The organism is Kitasatospora sp. NPDC058190 (assembly GCF_042883685.1).
In the GTDB taxonomy this organism is placed as follows: Bacteria; Actinomycetota; Actinomycetes; order Streptomycetales; family Streptomycetaceae; genus Kitasatospora.
Genome location: NZ_JBHVVI010000097.1, coordinates 1 through 16,776, shown reverse-complemented (window position 1 = coordinate 16,776; position 16,776 = coordinate 1). Strand labels below are relative to the sequence as shown.

Annotated in this window: 12 protein-coding genes; 6 read left to right on the top strand and 6 right to left on the bottom strand. The window is 72.5% G+C overall.

The features are described 5' to 3' along the window. Positions 1-127: 127 nt before the first annotated feature. Both ACFVWU_RS33555 and ACFVWU_RS33550 read right to left on the bottom strand, forming a co-directional pair. Positions 128-931: a hypothetical protein gene (locus ACFVWU_RS33555; RefSeq protein WP_387627854.1), complete on the bottom strand. Its 804-nt coding sequence runs from the start codon at positions 929-931 to the stop codon at positions 128-130. Positions 932-1,050: 119 nt separating this feature from the next. Continuing rightward, entirely contained in the window at positions 1,051-4,662 is a 3,612-nt protein-coding gene (locus ACFVWU_RS33550) for a hydantoinase B/oxoprolinase family protein (RefSeq protein ID WP_387627853.1), read from the bottom strand. A gap of 138 nt (positions 4,663-4,800) precedes the next feature. Between ACFVWU_RS33550 and ACFVWU_RS33545 the strand changes: the two genes are divergently transcribed. Continuing rightward, positions 4,801-5,958, top strand: a complete 1,158-nt coding sequence (locus ACFVWU_RS33545; RefSeq protein ID WP_387627851.1) for an NAD(P) transhydrogenase subunit alpha — start codon at positions 4,801-4,803, stop codon at positions 5,956-5,958. 230 nt (positions 5,959-6,188) lie between these two features. Here ACFVWU_RS33545 and ACFVWU_RS33540 read toward each other — a convergent pair whose 3' ends face one another. The 4 genes from ACFVWU_RS33540 to ACFVWU_RS33525 form a co-directional block, all read right to left on the bottom strand. After that, positions 6,189-7,421: a cytochrome P450 gene (locus tag ACFVWU_RS33540; RefSeq protein ID WP_387627849.1), complete on the bottom strand. Its 1,233-nt coding sequence runs from the start codon at positions 7,419-7,421 to the stop codon at positions 6,189-6,191. Positions 7,422-7,509: 88 nt separating this feature from the next. Further along, positions 7,510-8,733, bottom strand: coding sequence for a cytochrome P450 (locus ACFVWU_RS33535; RefSeq protein ID WP_387627847.1), 1,224 nt, complete (start codon positions 8,731-8,733; stop codon positions 7,510-7,512). A 44-nt stretch (positions 8,734-8,777) separates the two neighbouring features. Then, positions 8,778-11,828: an amino acid adenylation domain-containing protein gene (locus tag ACFVWU_RS33530; protein WP_387627845.1), complete on the bottom strand. Its 3,051-nt coding sequence runs from the start codon at positions 11,826-11,828 to the stop codon at positions 8,778-8,780. 44 nt (positions 11,829-11,872) lie between these two features. Further along, complete coding sequence (locus tag ACFVWU_RS33525) at positions 11,873-12,316, bottom strand: pyridoxamine 5'-phosphate oxidase family protein (protein WP_387627843.1); 444 nt, start codon at positions 12,314-12,316, stop codon at positions 11,873-11,875. A gap of 244 nt (positions 12,317-12,560) precedes the next feature. On the opposite strand from ACFVWU_RS33525, the gene ACFVWU_RS33520 reads away from it, so the two are divergent. The 5 genes from ACFVWU_RS33520 to ACFVWU_RS33500 all read left to right on the top strand — a co-directional run bounded on the left by ACFVWU_RS33520 (position 12,561) and on the right by ACFVWU_RS33500 (position 16,726). After that, the gene (locus tag ACFVWU_RS33520; protein WP_387627842.1) at positions 12,561-13,526 is read left to right on the top strand and encodes an ATP-binding cassette domain-containing protein; all 966 of its coding nucleotides are present in this window, start codon (positions 12,561-12,563) and stop codon (positions 13,524-13,526) included. Between the two features lie 17 nt (positions 13,527-13,543). Next, on the top strand, positions 13,544-14,365 hold the full coding sequence (locus ACFVWU_RS33515) for an ABC transporter permease (RefSeq protein WP_387627870.1): 822 nt from the start codon (positions 13,544-13,546) through the stop codon (positions 14,363-14,365). Positions 14,366-14,656: 291 nt separating this feature from the next. Further along, entirely contained in the window at positions 14,657-15,052 is a 396-nt protein-coding gene (locus ACFVWU_RS33510; protein WP_387627841.1) for a hypothetical protein, read from the top strand. Between the two features lie 56 nt (positions 15,053-15,108). Beyond that, the gene (locus ACFVWU_RS33505; RefSeq protein ID WP_387627839.1) at positions 15,109-15,372 is read left to right on the top strand and encodes a hypothetical protein; all 264 of its coding nucleotides are present in this window, start codon (positions 15,109-15,111) and stop codon (positions 15,370-15,372) included. A gap of 82 nt (positions 15,373-15,454) precedes the next feature. Further along, positions 15,455-16,726 (top strand): alpha/beta hydrolase family protein, encoded by a 1,272-nt coding sequence (locus ACFVWU_RS33500; protein WP_387627838.1) that lies wholly within the window; start codon positions 15,455-15,457, stop codon positions 16,724-16,726. Positions 16,727-16,776 lie beyond the last annotated feature (50 nt).

Sequence of the window (16,776 nt, the reverse complement as noted above, 5' to 3'; positions counted from 1 at the left end):
GCGTAGGCGCGCGGGACACCGTCCCATGATGGGGTAATCGGAGCTTGAACGGAACGCGACGAATCAGAACGTCACATCGCGATGCTCCCCGCCGGAGACCGTACGTACGGCCACGACACCGGCCGGGTCAGCCGGGCGTCCGGCCGATGTCGCGGCCGAGTTCGAGGGCGAGGATCTGGTCCAGGCGCACGAAGGTCTCGAAACGGGCGCCGTCCGGCAGGGCGGCCCGGGCCTCCAGCGCGTGCAGGGCGCGTACCGCGACCCGGGCGTCCAGATCCTCGTCGAGGCCGTCGAAGCCCGCCTGGACCATGTCGGCCTCCGGCGGGCGGGACGGCTCGCGGGCGCTGTCGGCCACCAGGGCGCGCCAGCGGGCCAGCCGCGCCGCGGCGTTCGCCAAGTCGTCGTCGGTGAGCCGGATCGGGGCGGTGACGGCGTGTTCGAGGAAGGCGAGGCGCAGTGCGAGGGGGTCGTGCCGGTCCACGGTGATCGAGGCCGGGGATTCGGCTCCGGAGTCCGGACGGGCGTGGTGGGGCCCCCTCACCGGACCGGTGACCAGGAGCGGCGCGGACGGCGGGTGGCAACGCTCGGCCGAGCGGCTGGTGATGGCGAGGTCGACCGCGGCCCGGTCCGAGCCGGCCACCTCGTGACGTGTGCTCAGCCCGGCGGGTGGGTGGACGCCGAGCCGGTCGGCGGCCTCCAGCAGGGCCCGGGTCCCCTCCCCGGGGGCGTCCGGGACGACGAGTTCGGTGATCACCTGCAGGCCCTGGGCCTCGCAGGTGCGGGCGAGCACGTCACCGGCCACCAGGGCGCGCAGGTCCCCGAGGCCGAACGGGCGGCCCTGCTCGCCGACGTCGACGATCGCGTGCAGGAGCCCGACCCGGTGCGGGCGGACCTCGATGCGCTGCCCGGTGCGGGCGTCGGTGATACGCAAGGGCGTCTCCCTCTCGGCTCGGCGGTGTGTGGCCAGGATGCGGCACCGTCCGGGTCCTCGTCGGTATGGCCGCCCCCGAGGTCGGCGAAGTTCCCACTGAAGGTCCTGGCGGTCTCCAATCACCAGGGGCCCGCCATGGGCTCTCCCAGGGCCGCGGCCGCCGTCTGACGACGCGTCCGGAGTTTCCCGTAGCCGCCCCCGCCCGGGGTGCGGACCTCCAGCGCGTCCCCGGCGTCGACATCGGCGCTGCCGCAGCCGGGCAGGTCCTCGACGGTGCCGTCGGCGCGCAGGATCCGGTTGGCGCCGAGGCCGCCGGGGGAGCCGCCGGCCATGCCGTACGGTGCGACGCGGCGGTGGCCGGAGAGCAGGCTGACGGTCATCGGTTCGCGGAAGCGCAGTCGGCGCAGCGCGCCGTTGCCGCCGTGCCAGCGGCCGGTGCCGCCGCTGTCGGGGCGGACGGCGAACTCCTCGACCAGGACGGGCAGGCGCCACTCCAGGACCTCGGGGTCGGTGAGGCGGGAGTTGGTCATGTGGGTCTGGACGACGTCGGCGCCGTGGAAGCCGGGGCCGGCGCCGGAGCCGGAGGCGATGGTCTCGTAGTACTGGTGGTTTTCGTTCCCGAAGCTGAGGTTGTTCATCGTGCCGGAGCCCTCGGCCTGCACGCCGAGCGCGGCGTAGAGCGCGCCGGTGATGGCCTGCGAGGTCTCGACGTTGCCGGCGGCGACGGCGGCGGGGTGGGCCGGGGCGAGCATCGATCCGGGCGGGACGACGATCCGCAGCGGGCGCAGGCAGCCGTCGTTGAGCGGGATGTCGTCGGCGACGAGGGTGCGGAAGACATAGAGGACGGCGGCGGTGACCACGGCGGAGGGGGCGTTGAGGTTGCTCCCGAGCTGGGGCGAGGTGCCGGTGAAGTCGATGGTGGCGCTGCGGTCGTCGCGGTCCACCCGGACCTCGACGGCGATCACCGCGCCGGAGTCGGTCTCGTAGCGGTAGCTGCCGTCGGTCAGGCCGTCGATGGCCCGGCGTACCGCCTGCTCGGCGTTGTCCTGGACGTGCCGCATGTAGGCCTGGACGACGCCGAGGCCGAAGTGGTCGATCATCGCGTTGACCTCGTCGACGCCCTTGCGGTTGGCGGCGATCTGGGCGCGCAGGTCGGCCAGGTTGGTGTCCGGGTCGCGGGACGGGTAGCGGGCCTCGGTGAGCAGCCGTACGGTCTCGGCCTCGCGCAGCCGCCCGTCCACCACCAGCGGCCAGTTGTCGAAGAGCACGCCCTCCTCCTCGATCTCCCGGCTGGCGGCGGGCATCGAGCCGGGGGTGATGCCGCCGATCTCGGCGTGGTGGCCGCGGGAGGCGACGAAGAACAGAACCTCCTGCCCGTCCGGGTCGAAGACCGGGGTCACCACGGTGATGTCGGGCAGGTGGGTGCCGCCGTGGTACGGGTCGTTGACCGCGTAGGTGTCGCCGGGGCGCAGGTCCGGGCCGCGGCGGCGGATCACCTCCTTGACGGTGGTGCCCATCGAGCCGAGGTGGACCGGGATGTGCGGGGCGTTGGCGACGAGGTTGCCGTCCGGGTCGAAGAGGGCGCAGGAGAAGTCCAGCCGCTCCTTGATGTTGACCGACTGCGCGGTGGACTCCAGCCGGGCCCCCATCTGTTGGGCGATCGCCATGAAGAGGTTGTTGAAGACCTCCAGCAGGACGGGGTCGGCGGCGGCGGTGACGGCTTCGTCCGCGCGGGCCTCGACGTGTTCCACCCGCAGGTGCCCGGCCTCCGTCACGGTGGCCTGCCAGCCGTCGTCCACCACGGTGGTGGCGTTGGCCTCGGCGATCACGGCCGGGCCGGTCACGGTGTCCGTGGGGCGCATGGATTCCCGCTCCAGCAGGGGGACGTGGCGCCGTTCGCCGTGGGTGTACAGCGAGACGGTGGTGGGCTCCGCCTCGGCCTCGGAGGTGGGGGAGAGGGCGTCCAGTTCCGGCTGCTCGGTGACGCCGGTGCCCTCGACGGCCAGGGCCTCGATCACCAGCGGGCGGTCCATCAGGAAGGAGTAGGTGGCCCGGTGGCGCTCCTCGAACTCGGACTTCATGTCGGTCGGTTCGCCGAGGGGGACGCCGATCGTGGTGTCGGTGCCCTGGTAGCGCAGCCGGGCCCGGTGGGCCAGCCGGATCCGGTCCTCCGGCACGCCCTGGTCGAGCAGCTGCTCGGTGGCCGCCGCCGCCAGCTCCTCGGCGAGGGTGTGGACGGCGGCCATCTCCTGCTCCGCCAGCGGCCGTTCGACGGCGTGCTCGCGCAGCACGGTGGTGTCGGCCAGGCCGATGCCGAGGGCGGACAGCACGCCGGCCATCGGCGGGACGAGCACGGTGCGGATGCCCAGCGCCTCGGCCACCGGGCAGGCGACCTGGCCGCCCGCTCCGCCGAAGGTGGTCAGGGCGTAGCGGGTGACGTCGTGGCCCTGCTGGACGGAGATCCGCTTGATCGCGTTGGCGATGTTGCCCACGGCGATCCGCAGGAAGCCCTCGGCCGTCTCCTCGGCCGTACGGTCGCCGATCTCCTCGGCCAGTTCGGCGAACCGGCGTTCGGTCAGCTCCTGGTCGAGCGGCTGGTCGCCGTCCGGCCCGAAGACGTGCGGGAAGTGCCCGGCCTGGATCCGGCCGAGCAGCAGGTTGGCGTCGGTCACGGTCAGCGGACCGCCGCCCCGGTAGCAGGCCGGCCCGGGGGCCGCGCCGGCCGAGTCCGGCCCGACCCGCAGCCGCTCGCCGTCGAAGCGCAGCACCGAGCCGCCGCCCGCCGCGACGGTGTGGATGGCGAGCATCGGCGCCCGCAGCCGCACCCCGGCGACCTGGGTGGTCACCACCCGCTCGTACTCGCCCGCGAAGTGCGACACGTCCGTGGACGTGCCGCCCATGTCGAAGCCGATCACCCGCTGGTGGCCGGCCAGTTCGGACATCCGCACCATGCCGACGATGCCGCCGGCCGGGCCGGAGAGGATCGCGTCCTTGCCCCGGAAGTGCCCGGCCTCCGCCAGCCCGCCGTTGGACTGCATGAACATCAGCCGGACACCGGCCAGTTCGTCCGCCACTCGCCGAACGTAGCGGCGCAGGCCGGGGTTGAGGTAGGCGTCGACGACGGCGGTGTCCCCGCGCGGCACCAGCTTCATCAGCGGGCTCGCCTCGCTGGACAGCGACACCTGGTCGAACCCGAGTCGCTCGGCGAGGCGCCCGATCGCTCGCTCGTGGGCGGGGTGCAGGTAGCTGTGCAGGCAGACCACGGCGACGGAGCGGATTCCGGCGTCCAGACAGTCGCGCAGGTCCTCCGCGAGCCGGTCGAGGTCGGGCGGGCGCAGCACCTCGCCGTCGGCGGCGATCCGCTCGTCCACCTCGACCACCCGGGCGTACAGCGGCTCGGGCAGGGTGATCCCGCGGGCGAAGATCTGCGGCCGGTTCTGGTAGCCGATCCGCAGCGCGTCCGCGAAGCCGCGGGTGATGCACAGCGCGGTCGGCTCCCCGGTGCGCTCCAGCAGGGCGTTGGTGGCCACGGTGGTGCCCATCCGGACGGACTCGATGTCCGCTCCCGGCGGGAGCAGGGCCCGGATCCCGGCGACGGCGGGGTCCCGGTAGCGGGCCGGGTCGTGCGAGAGCAGCTTGTGGGTCAGCAGGCGGCCGTCCGGGGTGAGCGCGACCACATCGGTGAAGGTGCCGCCCCGGTCCACCCAGAACTGCCAGCCCCTGGAGGCCATGACCGGCTCCCTCCGCCGTGCCGCGTGTCGTCGCCCCGTGCGCGAGTAGCCCCGCGCACGAGTATCCGGCCAAGCGAAGACGACGGCCAAACGGGACATACTGGGCGTGCGGGCCGACCGGGGGCAACGGAGGCAGCGATGACGACCACGACGGTAGGCGTGCTCCGCGAGACCGCACCCGGCGAGCGCCGGGTGGCCCTGGTGCCCGAGCTGGTACCGGCCGCCGTCCGCCTCGGCGCGACCGTCCTGGTCGAGCCCGGCGCCGGCGCCCTGGCCGGGCACCACGACGCCGACTACCTGGCGGCGGGCGCCGCCGTGGTCGGACGGGCCGAACTGCTCCGCCGGGCGGACGTCCTGCTCGGCATCCACCCGCCGAACGTCGACCCGGTGCGCGACCTGCGCCCCGGCCAGGTACTGGCCGCACTGGTACGCCCGCACCGGATCCCGTACCTGGTCCGGCAGTGGGCCGACCGCGCGGTGACGGCGATCGGCCTCGACCTGGCACCGGACCTGCCCGACGCCTACCCGCTCGACGCCGAGGCCTCCCAGGGCCGGGCGGCCGGCTACCGGGCGGTCCTGCTGGCCGCCACCCGACTGGACCGCTGCCTACCGCCGTGGGGCACCACGGACGGGCTGTTCGACCCGGTCCGGGTGCTGGTGGTCGGCGCCGGTCACGCGGGGCTGCAGGCGATCGACACGGCCCACCGCCTGGGCGCGCTGGTCCGAGCGGTCGAACCGCGCCGGCGCGAGCGCGCGGCGGTCGCCGCCCTGGGCGCCGAACTGCTGGACCTGCCCGGACTCCCCCCGGTGGCGGACGACCGGGACCTGTGGGACACCCTCGACCGTGAACGCCGCCCGGACTGGGTGGCCGGCCTCGCCGAGGCCGTCGCCCACCACGACGTGGTCGTCACGGCCCTCGACCTGCCCGGCCGGACGCCCCCGGTGCTGCTCCGCACGGCGGCGGTGGAACGGATGCGGCCGGGCTCGGTGCTGGTGGACCTGGCGGCCGGCCCGGAGGGCGGCACCGTCGAGGGCGTCCGGCCGGACTCCGCCGCGCTGGTCGGCGACGGGGTGACGGTCATCGGCGCCGGGGAACTCGCCGCCCAGGTGCCCGCGACCGCCTCGCTCGCGTACGGCCACAACGCGCTCGCACTGCTCGACCGCCTGCTGCGGGGCGAGGAGCCCGCGGCCGACCCGGTGCTCGGGCCGATGCTGGTGACCGACGGGGGCATGGTGCGGCACGAGCCCACCCGGCGGTTCCTGCGGGACGCGACCGCCCTCGCCGGGCTGCCGTGACGCCTCGGACCGTGGCGTGCGCGAACAGCCCGGCGTGGCGGGCGATCGCCCCCGCGTGGTCGGCGCACCGCCCCCCGTGTAGTCGTGGTGGCTACAGGCTCGCGAGACCCGGCTCCCACCATGAACCCCTACAGCGTGTCGTAGCTTGGGTGGCGCCGGGCGAGCCGCCACGGCGGTCTCCCCGTCGGCCGTTGTCGAAGCGCGCGATGGGACATCGCCAGGGCTGCCGCCTACGCGGCGGCCTCGGGGGCGCTCCAGCTGACGGGGAGGGTGATGGGTGACTTGCTCGGTGACTCGTCCTCCCAGATGGGCTGGTGGCCTTCGGCCAGGCGCAGGTGGGGGAGCCGGTCGAACAGCACCTCCAGGCATACGGTCATCTGGGCGCGTGCCAGGTGGGAGCCGACGCAGTTGTGCGCCCCACGGCCGAAGGTGAGGTGGGGGTTGTCCGTGCGGAACAGGTCGAGCCGGTCTCCGTCGGCGAACACACTCCCGTCTCGGTTGGCGGAGGCGAGTACGGGCAGCACGGCGTCGCCGACGCGGATCGTCCGGCCGTGCAGCTCGATGTCCTCGACGGCCTGGAGGACGACGACGCCGTTCATCACCGGTACATAGCGCAGCAGTTCCTCCACCGCGCCGGGCATGAGGTCGCGGTTGTCGCGCAGGCGTGCGTACTCGCCGGGCACGGTCAGCAGGGTCAGCACGGCGTCGGCCAGGAACATGGTGCTCGTGCGGTATCCGGCGACCAGCATGGAGAGCCCGAAGCTCACCGCGCTCTCGTGGTCCAGCGTGCCGTGCTCGCACTCGCGGACCAGTTTGGTGAGCACGTCGTCATCGGGCTCGCGCCGCTTCCCCTCGAGCAGCGAGGTGATGTAAGCGCGCAATTGGGAGGTGGCCTCGCGGCCCTCCTTCAGGGTGAGTATGGCCCCGAGCGCGGCGTCCGCCTTGGGCAGGAAGTACTGGCTGTCGTCGTAGGGGATGCCCACCAGGTCGCACATCACCATGACGGGGAAGGGCTCGAGGAACCGGACGACCAGGTCGCCGGGCTGGTCGCCGCCGAGGAACGCATCGAGCAGTTGGTCGGCTGACTGCCTGATGCGCGGCAGCCGGCTCCGGATGGACCGGACACTGAACGGCTCTCTCAATGTCCTGCGCAGGGCGGCGTGCTGGGGGCCCTCCAGTTCCATCATCGTGATCAGGCCCGGCTCGTCACCGGGGGCCTGGCCGGGGCAGGGCGGCCAGTCGTTGATGCTCGGCCGGATCAGCCGGGAGTCGGCGACCAGGTCCTTGACGTCGTTGTACCGGGTCACGTACCAGGCGGTGGCGCCGATCGGCAGCCGGACCTTGACCAGCGGGCACTCCTGGCGCAGTCGGCCGTACTCCTCGGGTGGCCCCATCGTGCCCGGCGGGGGGAGGGGCAGGTCGATGACGGGCGCGTCGACGAGAGGTTCCGGCGTGGTGTTCACGGGTGGACCTCCCCTTCCTCGTGTGCGGCCGGGCGCGAGGGTTCGGTCGTCGGGGTTCGACCGGGTGCCGAGGGGCCTGCGGGCCGGTTCACCAGCTGACAGGGAGCGTCAGTGGGGACTTGGTGACGGACTGGTCGTCCCAGAGGGGTTCGTGCCCGTCGGCCGGACGCAGCCGGGGGAAGCGGTCGAACAACGCCTCCAGGCCGACGGTCAGTTCGGCGCGTGCGAGGTGGGCGCCGACGCAGTTGTGGGCTCCCCGGCCGAAGGTGAGGTGCGGGTTGTCCGCGCGGCACGGGTCGAGCCGGGCGGCGTCGGCGAAGACGCTCGCGTCACGGTTGGCGGAGGCCAGCACGGGGATGACGGCTTCGCCCTCGCGGATGCGCTGCCCGCCTGCCTCGATGTCCTCGGTGGCCAGCAGCAGCACGGTGCCGTTCATCACCGGCATGTACCGCAGTATCTCCTCCACCGCCCCGGTCATGAGGTTGCGGTGGTCGCGTAGGCGGGCCCACAGCTGGGGCCTCTCCAGCAGGGTGTGCACCGAGTCGGCCAGGAAGAAGCCGCTGATGCCGAAGCCGACGGTGAGCATGGACAGTCCGAAGGCCATCACCTCGTCATGGGGCAGCACTCCGCCGTCGCGCCGGCCGACCAGCCGGGTCAGGACGTCGTCACCGGGTCGGCTCCGCTTCTGTGCGAGCAGCTCGGCCATGTACTCGCGCAGCAGGTCGGTGACGCTGTTCGCGTCCTCGGAGGTCACCACGCCGTCGAGGGCCGCGTCCAGCACCGGAAGGAACCAGTCCTGGTCCTGGAAGGGGATGCCCACCAGGTCGCACAGCACGAGCAGCGGGAACGGTTCGGTGAATCCGGCGACCAGGTCGCCGGCGCGGCCGTCTTCCTCGAACTCCTCCAGCAGGTGCTCGGCGAGTTCGCGGATGCGCGGCAGTCGGTCTCGGACGGCTCGGGAGCTGAACGCCGATGCCACGGCCCTGCGCAGTGCCACGTGCCGGGGGCCGTCCAGTTCCGCCATGGTGACCAGGCGCGGCCCGTCGTCCGCGGTCTGCCCGGGGCGGGGCGGCCAGTCGTTGATGGTCGGCCTGATCAGCCGGGGGTCCGCGAGCAGCTCCCGGACGTCCTCGTACCGGGTGGCGTACCAGGCGGTCGCGTCCATCGGTAGCCTCACCCTGGCCATGGGGCAGCTTTCGCGCAGCCGTGCGCACTCCTCGGGCGGGCCCATGGTGCCCGGCCGTGGGAGCGGGAACTCCAGTACGTCCAGCTCGGGGCCGGGTGCCGGCGCGCTGGTTGGCTGTGAGGTCATGCTCGCTCCTCTTGCGAGGGGGGCTGCTTGCGGGGGCGCTGTGGTCACGGGCGCTCGATGTAGCCGGTGGTGTAGAAGTACTCCAGGTAACGGTCCAGCAGCTCCGCGTCGACCGGAGGGCAGTGCAGGCCCGCGGCGGCGAGGTCGCGTTCGACGTTGGCCCGCCCGATGGTCGGGAAGGTGCCCTCGAAGTACATCTCCTTGACGGACATGTCCGCCTGCTTGCAGCGGTCCACGCACAGGGAGACGAACGGGGCCGTGGGGCTCGTGGGGTGCTGCGCGACGTGGCGGACGAGTTCGCCCACCCACTCCTCGTAGGGGAGCCGGCTGATCCGGTGGCCGCCCGCGTCCATCCGGTCGAGCATGTCGCGCAGGCTCGCCGCGCGGGGATTGGTCAGGTGGTAGGTCCGGCGGGTGGTCCGGTGCCTCGTGGCGATGTGCACCACCGCGTCGGCGAGGTAGTCCACCGGGACGAAGTCCAGCGGCAGCGGGATGTCGGGGGCCAGCCCGGTCTCGCTGATCGTCTTGAACAGCGAGCAGATCGCGGTGTCGGTGTTGCAGGCGCCGGTGTTCCGGTCACCGGTGATCTCGTACGGCCGGTAGATCGCCACCGGCAGGCCTTGGTCCGCGGCGTTGCGCAGCACCTCTTCGGCGACCCACTTGCTCTCGGCGTAGCCCATGGTGAGCCGGTCGGCGTGGTCGAGCGGCAGGTCCTCGTCGACGTGCCGTACGCCGGCGGTTCCGAAGCCGGCCAGCACCGCGATGGTGGAGAGGAAGTGCAGCGGTACGCCGCGTCCGGCCGCCAGCCGGACGATTTCCCTGGTGCCTTCCACGTTGGTGCGGCGCAGCGCCTCGTACGGGTAGATGAAGTTGACCTGCGCGGCCGCGTGGATCACCAGGTCGAGGGTGTCGGCGAGTTCGTCGGTGTGGCCTGGTCCCAGACCGAGGCCGGGCTCGGCGAGGTCGGCGGGGAAGCACACGATACGGTCGGCGGCTTCGGCGGTGGCGAGGTCGAAGCGGGCCAGGCTCCGCGCCACCTTCTGCCGGGCGTGGGTACGGTCCCGGCTTCGAACCGGGCAGTGCACCCGGGCGTCGGTGCGGCGCAGCAGCGCGGCCAGCAGGAACGCGCCGACGAAGCCGGAGGCGCCGGTGAGCAGCACCTCCCCGGGGTGCCGCCACTCGGGGTCCGGTCCGCGGTGCGCCGGCAGGGAGAAGCCCAGCTGTGCCTCGGCGCGGAAGTCCACCGGTCCCGTGTCGGCGCTCGCCCTGCCGGGCCGGTCCCTGATGGTGGCGACGGCGGCGGTGAAGTCCTCCAGCGCGGGGGATCGCAGCAGGTTGTGGACCAGGGTGCGGCCGTGCCGGGCGTCGAGGTCGAAGGCGGTCAGCGTACGGGTGACGGCCTCGGCTGCGAGCAGGGAGTCGCCGCCGATGGCGAAGAAGCTGTCGCCCGGTGCCGGGTGCACGCCCAGTACCAGCTGCCAGACCTGCGCCACCGTGTCCTGCAGACCGGGCCCGGGGCCGTCCGCCGCTGCCAGGGTGGCGGTGGTTTCGGTCGCTGTCAGCCTGCGCAGCCGATGGCGGTCGACCTTGCCTCCGGCGGTGACCGGGAACTGTGCGAGTTCCACCAGCCGCGCCGGTACCGCGACGGCGGGCAACCAGGTGGCGAGGGAATGGCGGATGTGGTCCAGGGGCAGTGCCTGGCCGGGATGAGCTGGTGTCATGTACCCGATCAGCGTGTCGCCGTCCCGTTCGACGACGGCTTCGCCCACCGCGTCGTCCGCCCGCAGCCGGGTCTCTATCTCCTCCGGTTCGATGCGGTGCCCGCGCAGCTTGATCTGCCTGTCGACCCGGGCCCGGTACTCCAGTGTGCCGTCCGCGCGCCGGAGCACTCGGTCACCGGTGCGGTAGAGGCGCGTACCGGGTTCGACGGGGTTGTCGACGAAGCGTTCTGCGGTCAGCTCGGGGTCGCCGAGGTATCCGAGCGCGAGCCCGTCTCCGCCGACGAGTAGTTCGCCCTCCTCGCCGGTGCCGGCGACGGTGCCGTTCGCACGCAGTACCTGGTAGGTGGAGTTCTCCAGCGGGCGGCCGATCGGCACGGCCGTCACCTCGGGCGGCAGATCGTGTACCAGGTGTGCGGTCGAGACGACGCTGTTCTCGGTCGGGCCGTAGAAGTTGACCACGGCGGTGCCCGGGCAGGCCGCCAGTACTGCGCGGGCCAGCTCCGGGTCCATCGCCTCACCGCCGGCCGAGGCGAACCGCAGGGACCGCAGTGCCGACGGCCTGGTGCGGGCGATGTGGTGGAACACCCCAGTGGTCAGATAGGCGATGCCGACGTCTTCGGAGCGCAGCAGTGACTCCAGGGCGGCCGGTGACAGCAGTTCCTCCTGGTCGGCGATCACGATGCAGGCGCCGGAGAGCAGCGCGGGCCAGATCTCGATGGTGGAGGCGTCCGAGGAGAGGCCGTAGGCGTGAAGCACCCGCTCACCGGGCCGAGGACGCTGGCCGACCAGGTCGGAGACCGCCAGCCGCACGACTCCGCGGTGCGGGATCGCCACCGGTTTGGGGCGACCGGTCGAGCCGGAGGTGAACATCACGTAGGCGCAGTCGGTGGGCCGTACCCGGGTCCGCGGTACCGCGGCCGGGGCGGCCGGTGCCGGGCCGGCCAGGTTGACACGGGTGCGCACGCGCCGGATGCGGCGAGCGCTGCCGGGCAGTACGACGACGGTATGCACCCCCGCGTCCTCGGCCATGGCCTGCAGTCGCGCCGGCGGCGAGGTGTCGTCGAGCGGAACGTACGCCGCGCCGGTCTTGAGGATGCCGAGGAAGGCGACCAGCGCTTCCGGGCACCGTGTCCCGCACACTCCGACCATGTCGCCGTGCCGCACACCGGAGTCGTGCAGCCGGGTGGCCAGTGCGTCGGAGCGGATCCTGAGCTCGCCGTAGCTGATGCCGCGGTCGTGCTGTGTGCAGGCGGTGGCCTGCGGGCGGCGTGCCGCCCAGGCGTCGAACAGCTCGTGGAGACAGCGGTCGCGTGGACAGCCCACCTCCTCGGCGTGCTCGTGCGCCGCCTGGTGCGTCATGGCCCGGGTGTTCATCGGAATGTCCCGCTCTCTGCCGCGTGTCCGGGTGGCACGGGCAGCTAATGCTCGAACTCCTTGGCGAAGGCGGCGAAGTCGGCGGTCCGCCATCTTTCGGGCCTCATGCGGATGAGGATGTTGTCGGTCAGCTGCCGACGGTTGGCCGCCAGGTACGCCGTCGCCGTGTCCGGGTCCAGGTACCGGTGGGCCAGCTGCTCGTGTTCGGCCGGCGGGATCGGGTCCTCGACGGCCACCACGGGCCCCTCCACGCTGACGTACCGGTACGGTGCCGTCTCGTTCTGCGTGCACAGGCTGAACCGGCCCGCGCCGCGGATGAGCCGGGCCTTCAGCGATTCCCGCCCGGTCTGGACCGTCACCAGCCCGCCGGGCCGGTAGGAGTACCAGATCGGGAGCAGTAGCGGCCCTCCGCCGTCGCGTGGATCGTCCACCCCCAGGATCCCCACGTGCACTCCGGCGAGGAATTCCTCCCGGTCTTCGACCGACATCCTGAGATCCACTGGTACCGCCTCGATTCGGCAGGGGAACCCGGCGGATCGGCCGCCCCGGTCCCTCTCCCAGACTTCCACCACACCCGGGTGGCTCGCATCCGGGCGGGCTGCCGGGCGGGCCACTGCGAACACAGGACCCGCCGACGCGTGGGCTACCGGGCCGTTCCCCGGCCGGAAAGCAGAATGAGGGGTCCTGCCAGCGCTGGCCGTCAGGTGGTTCACCGGGAGAAGGAGGAGGCGCATGAGGGCGGCCATCCGAGCCGAGGGCCTGGTGAAGACCTTCGGCGACGTACGGGCTCTGGACGGGGTCGACCTGGACGTGCCGGAGGGGACGGTACTGGGCCTGCTCGGCCCCAATGGCTCGGGCAAGAGCACCACGGTACGGGTGCTCACCACTCTGCTGCGGCCCGACGTCGGCAGCGCTTACGTGGCGGGCGTGGACGTGCTCAGGCACCCCGCCCGAGTCCGCAGTCTGATGGGTCTGTGCGGCCAGTACGCGGCGGTCGACGAGTACCTCACCGGCCGGGAGAACCTCCAGATGGTCGGCCAGCTCTGCCAGATGCGGACCAGGGCCGCCAAGGCGCGCGCCCGGGAGCTGCTGGAGTGGTTCGACCTCGCCGAGGCGGCCGACCGGCTGGCCAGGACCTACTCCGGCGGTATGCGCCGCCGGCTCGACCTGGCGGCCGCGCTGGTGGTGCGGCCCCCGGTGATGTTCCTCGACGAACCCACCACCGGTCTGGACCCGCGCAACCGGCTGGCGCTGTGGGAGGTCATCGAGATGCTGGTGGCGGAGGGCACCACCCTGCTGCTCACCACCCAGCACCTGGAAGAGGCCGACCGCCTCGCGCACGACATCGCCGTGGTCGACCGCGGCCGGGTGATCGCACGCGGCTCCGCCGACGACCTCAAGGCAGGGATCGGGGGTGAGCGGGTGGAAGTGGTGGTCCACCGGCGCGAGCTGATCGGTGCGGCCGTCGCGGCGCTCACCCCGTACGGCAAGGGCCGGCCCAGCGTGGAGCAGCACACCCGGCGGATCGCCATGCCGGTGGACGGGGGCGCCCGGGTACTCGCCGACGTCATCCGCGAGCTGGACGGGCGGGGCATCCTCATCGACGACATCGGCCTGCGCAGGCCCACCCTCGACGACGTCTTCCTCTTCCTCACCGGCCACACGGCCGGGGACATCGACCCTGACAAGGAGGTCTGACCGTGGTCGACACCGTGATGAGGGGGCAGGCGATTCCGCAGCCGCGCGGCGGAGTCGTCCAGATGGCACGGGATTCCTGGGTGGTCGCCCAGCGGAACCTGCGCCGGATGACCCGGATCCCCGAGATCGTGATCCTCGGGCTGCTGCAGCCGGTGATGTTCGTGCTGCTCTTCTCGTACGTGCTGGGCGGCGCGATCAACGTACCGGGCGGCGGCTACCACGAGTTCCTCATGGCCGGGATCTTCGCCCAGACGGTCACCTTCGCGGTGGAGGGAGCCTCCGCCGGCATCGCGGAGGACATGACCAAGGGCCTGATGGACCGCTTCCGCTCGCTGCCCATGACACGCTCGGCAGTGCTCGCCGGGCGGACTCTGGCCGACCTGGCGCAGAGCGCCTTCACCCTGCTGGTGCTGGCGATCGTGGCGATGCCGGTGGGCTGGGGGGCGCACCGCGGGGTGCTCAGGGCACTGGGTGCCTTCCTGCTGCTGCTCGCGCTGGGCTACGCCTTCTCCTGGATCGGGGCGCTGATCGGACTGTCGGTGCGCAGCCCGGAGGCCGCCAGTTCGGCCGGCCTGATCTGGCTCTTCCCGCTCACGTTTCTCTCCAACGCCTTCGTGCCGGTGGACACCATGCCCAAGTGGCTGCAGACGATCGCCTACTGGAACCCGTTCAGCGCCACCGTCCAGGCCTGCCGGGACCTGTTCGGCAACCCCGGGGCCGACGGCGCGCACGTCTGGCCGATGCAGCATCCGATCGTGGCGTCCGCGCTCTGGTCACTGCTGATCACGGGGCTGTTCTCCTGGCTCGCGGTGCGCAAGTACCGCAACGCGACCAGCTGACCGGGCTGTCGCCCCGCAAGGTTCGAGCCGCTGTCGGTGTCCGAGTTCACGGCCTCGCATGCGGTAGGACTCGCCTTGGGGGAGTGGACCTCGGCGAGACTACGGAACAGCCCTCGGTGCGGAACGTAGCAGCGTCGAGGCAATTGTCATGAATCCGCCTTGTCGCCATATCCCTTGGAGTAGAGTCAAGTTGAGGTCGCCGGGCGCTCGTCGACGTGAGCGCCGGTGTCCTCGCTCGCTCGGCGAATGGTCCATGCGGCCTCTCCTGAGGCCTCCGGGCAAGGAGAGTTGATGCGCAGGAAGTTCTCGGCCGCCCTCGGAGCGATGGTCCTGTCCACCGCCGCGTTGTCCGCTGCCGTCGGCCCGGCGTCGGCGACCGTCGCGAGGCCGGCGAACACGTCCGGCCCGTTCCGGGTCCACTCCTACTCGGGCACTGTCGGCGCGACACCCAGCGCGTGGGCGGGTTCAAGCGCGCAGATCTGCTTCAACATCTGGGGCAACCACCTGACCGACGGCTACTACGTGCTGTTCGTGTCGGACTCGGGCACCCAGTGGACGGCTCACTACTACGGGCCGAAGAACAAGACGTGCAGCCCGTGGAAGTACTTCGGCGGGAACTTCCGTGCGCGGATCCTCCCGCACGGGAACGCCAGCGTCTACGCCGACATCTGGCTGTACTACAACTGAGTCGAGTGGCGGCGCTGAGGAAGGCGGCCGGCACCCGAAGGCCGGAACGCCCAGGGGTGGAACTTCGTCGCGAAGCTCCGCCCCTGGGCCCATCCTGGCGCGGACTCGGCGCGCCGGGCTTCACCTCGCCCACGCTGCAGGCGGCGATGTTCGGCGACCGCGACCACAGCGGCGAGTTCGGCCGGGACGCCGTGGTCGCACTGTGCCGCGCCGATCCGGTCCTCACCGCGACCGACGGTACGACGGTCGATGTCCGCGCGGCCTGCCGGGGTCGCAGTGGACCGCGCCCGCACCCGTTCCGCATCAGCCCGGGGATGTAAACCCGTGGGCCAATGCGAGGTGACGGAGAGTCAACCGGTGGGCTGATGCCGCCCACCCGCCCCGCGTGACAGCGTTCCGCGCATGGACACCACGCCGATGGACACCACGCCGACCGCACGTCGTACCGGACCGACCCGCCGCCGCATGCTGGGCGCCGCCCTCGCCCTGGGCGCCGTGGCGCCGCTGGGCCTTGCCCGCACCGCCTCGGCCGCTCCCGCCTCCGCCGGCACCGTCCCCTCCGGAACTGCCTCCGGCGGCACCGACTCTCCCGCGCGGCTCACCCTGCTCGCTCCCACCGGCCCCTTCCCGGTGGGCATGGTGCCGCTGCACCTGCGCGACGAGTCCCGGCTCGACCCGAACGCCAGGCCCGGAAGGTTCCGCGAGCTGATGGCCACCGTCTGGTACCCGGCCCGGGCCGCGAACGCCGACGCGTACCCGCTCGCCCCCTGGATGACCGAGGGCGCCCTGAAGGCCTTCCTCGACGACGTCGGCTTCCCGCTCCCTCTCACGCTCGCCCCGCTCACCGCCGGCCACCAGGGCGCGCCCGTCCACCGGACCGGCCGGCCGCTGCCTGTCGTCCTCTACTCGCACGGCGCGGGCAGCCACCGCGCCGACCACACCATCATGGTCCAGGAGTTGGCCAGCCACGGCTTCGCCGTCGTCACCGTCGACCACACCCACGACGGCATCACCGAGTTCCCGGACGGGACCGTCGTCACCCGGGACGGCGTCGCCCCGGGGCTGGCCCCGAAGGACTACGCCGCCGACCTGCTCTTCCTGCTCGAACGCGTCGTCGACCTCGCCAACGGTCGCAACCCCGACGTCGACGGCCGCGCCCTGCCGACCGGCCTGCTCGGCAGCCTGGACGCGCGGAACATCGGCGTCTCCGGCTGGTCCAAGGGCGGCACCGCCGCCGCCCTCGCCATGGTCGCCGACCAGCGCATCCGCGCCGGCCTCACCCTGGACGGCCGGATGGAGTCGAACCCCGCCATCACCACCGACATCGACCGGCCGTTCATGATGATGACCGCCGCCTACACCCGGGCCGCCAGCCCGTACGTCGAGACCTTCTGGGGCCACCTGCGCGGCTGGCGCCTCGACGTCCAGGCCACCGGCGCCGTGCACTCCTCGTACGGCGACGACATGACGCTGATCCCCCAGGCGGGCAGGCTGCTCGGCATGGCCGAGCAGCAGATCCAGTCCAAGGTCGGCACCATCGACCCCGACCGCTGCGTTCTCATCCAGCAGGCCTACCCGCGCGCCTTCTTCGACCTCCACCTGCGCAACCGGCACTGCGGCAACCTGCTCGACGGACCGTCGAAGGCCTTCCCGGAGGTCGTGTACCACCCGTAGGCCCGGTACAGGACCGCTACGGCGGCGGGCGGCCGTCACGGGGGTGCGGC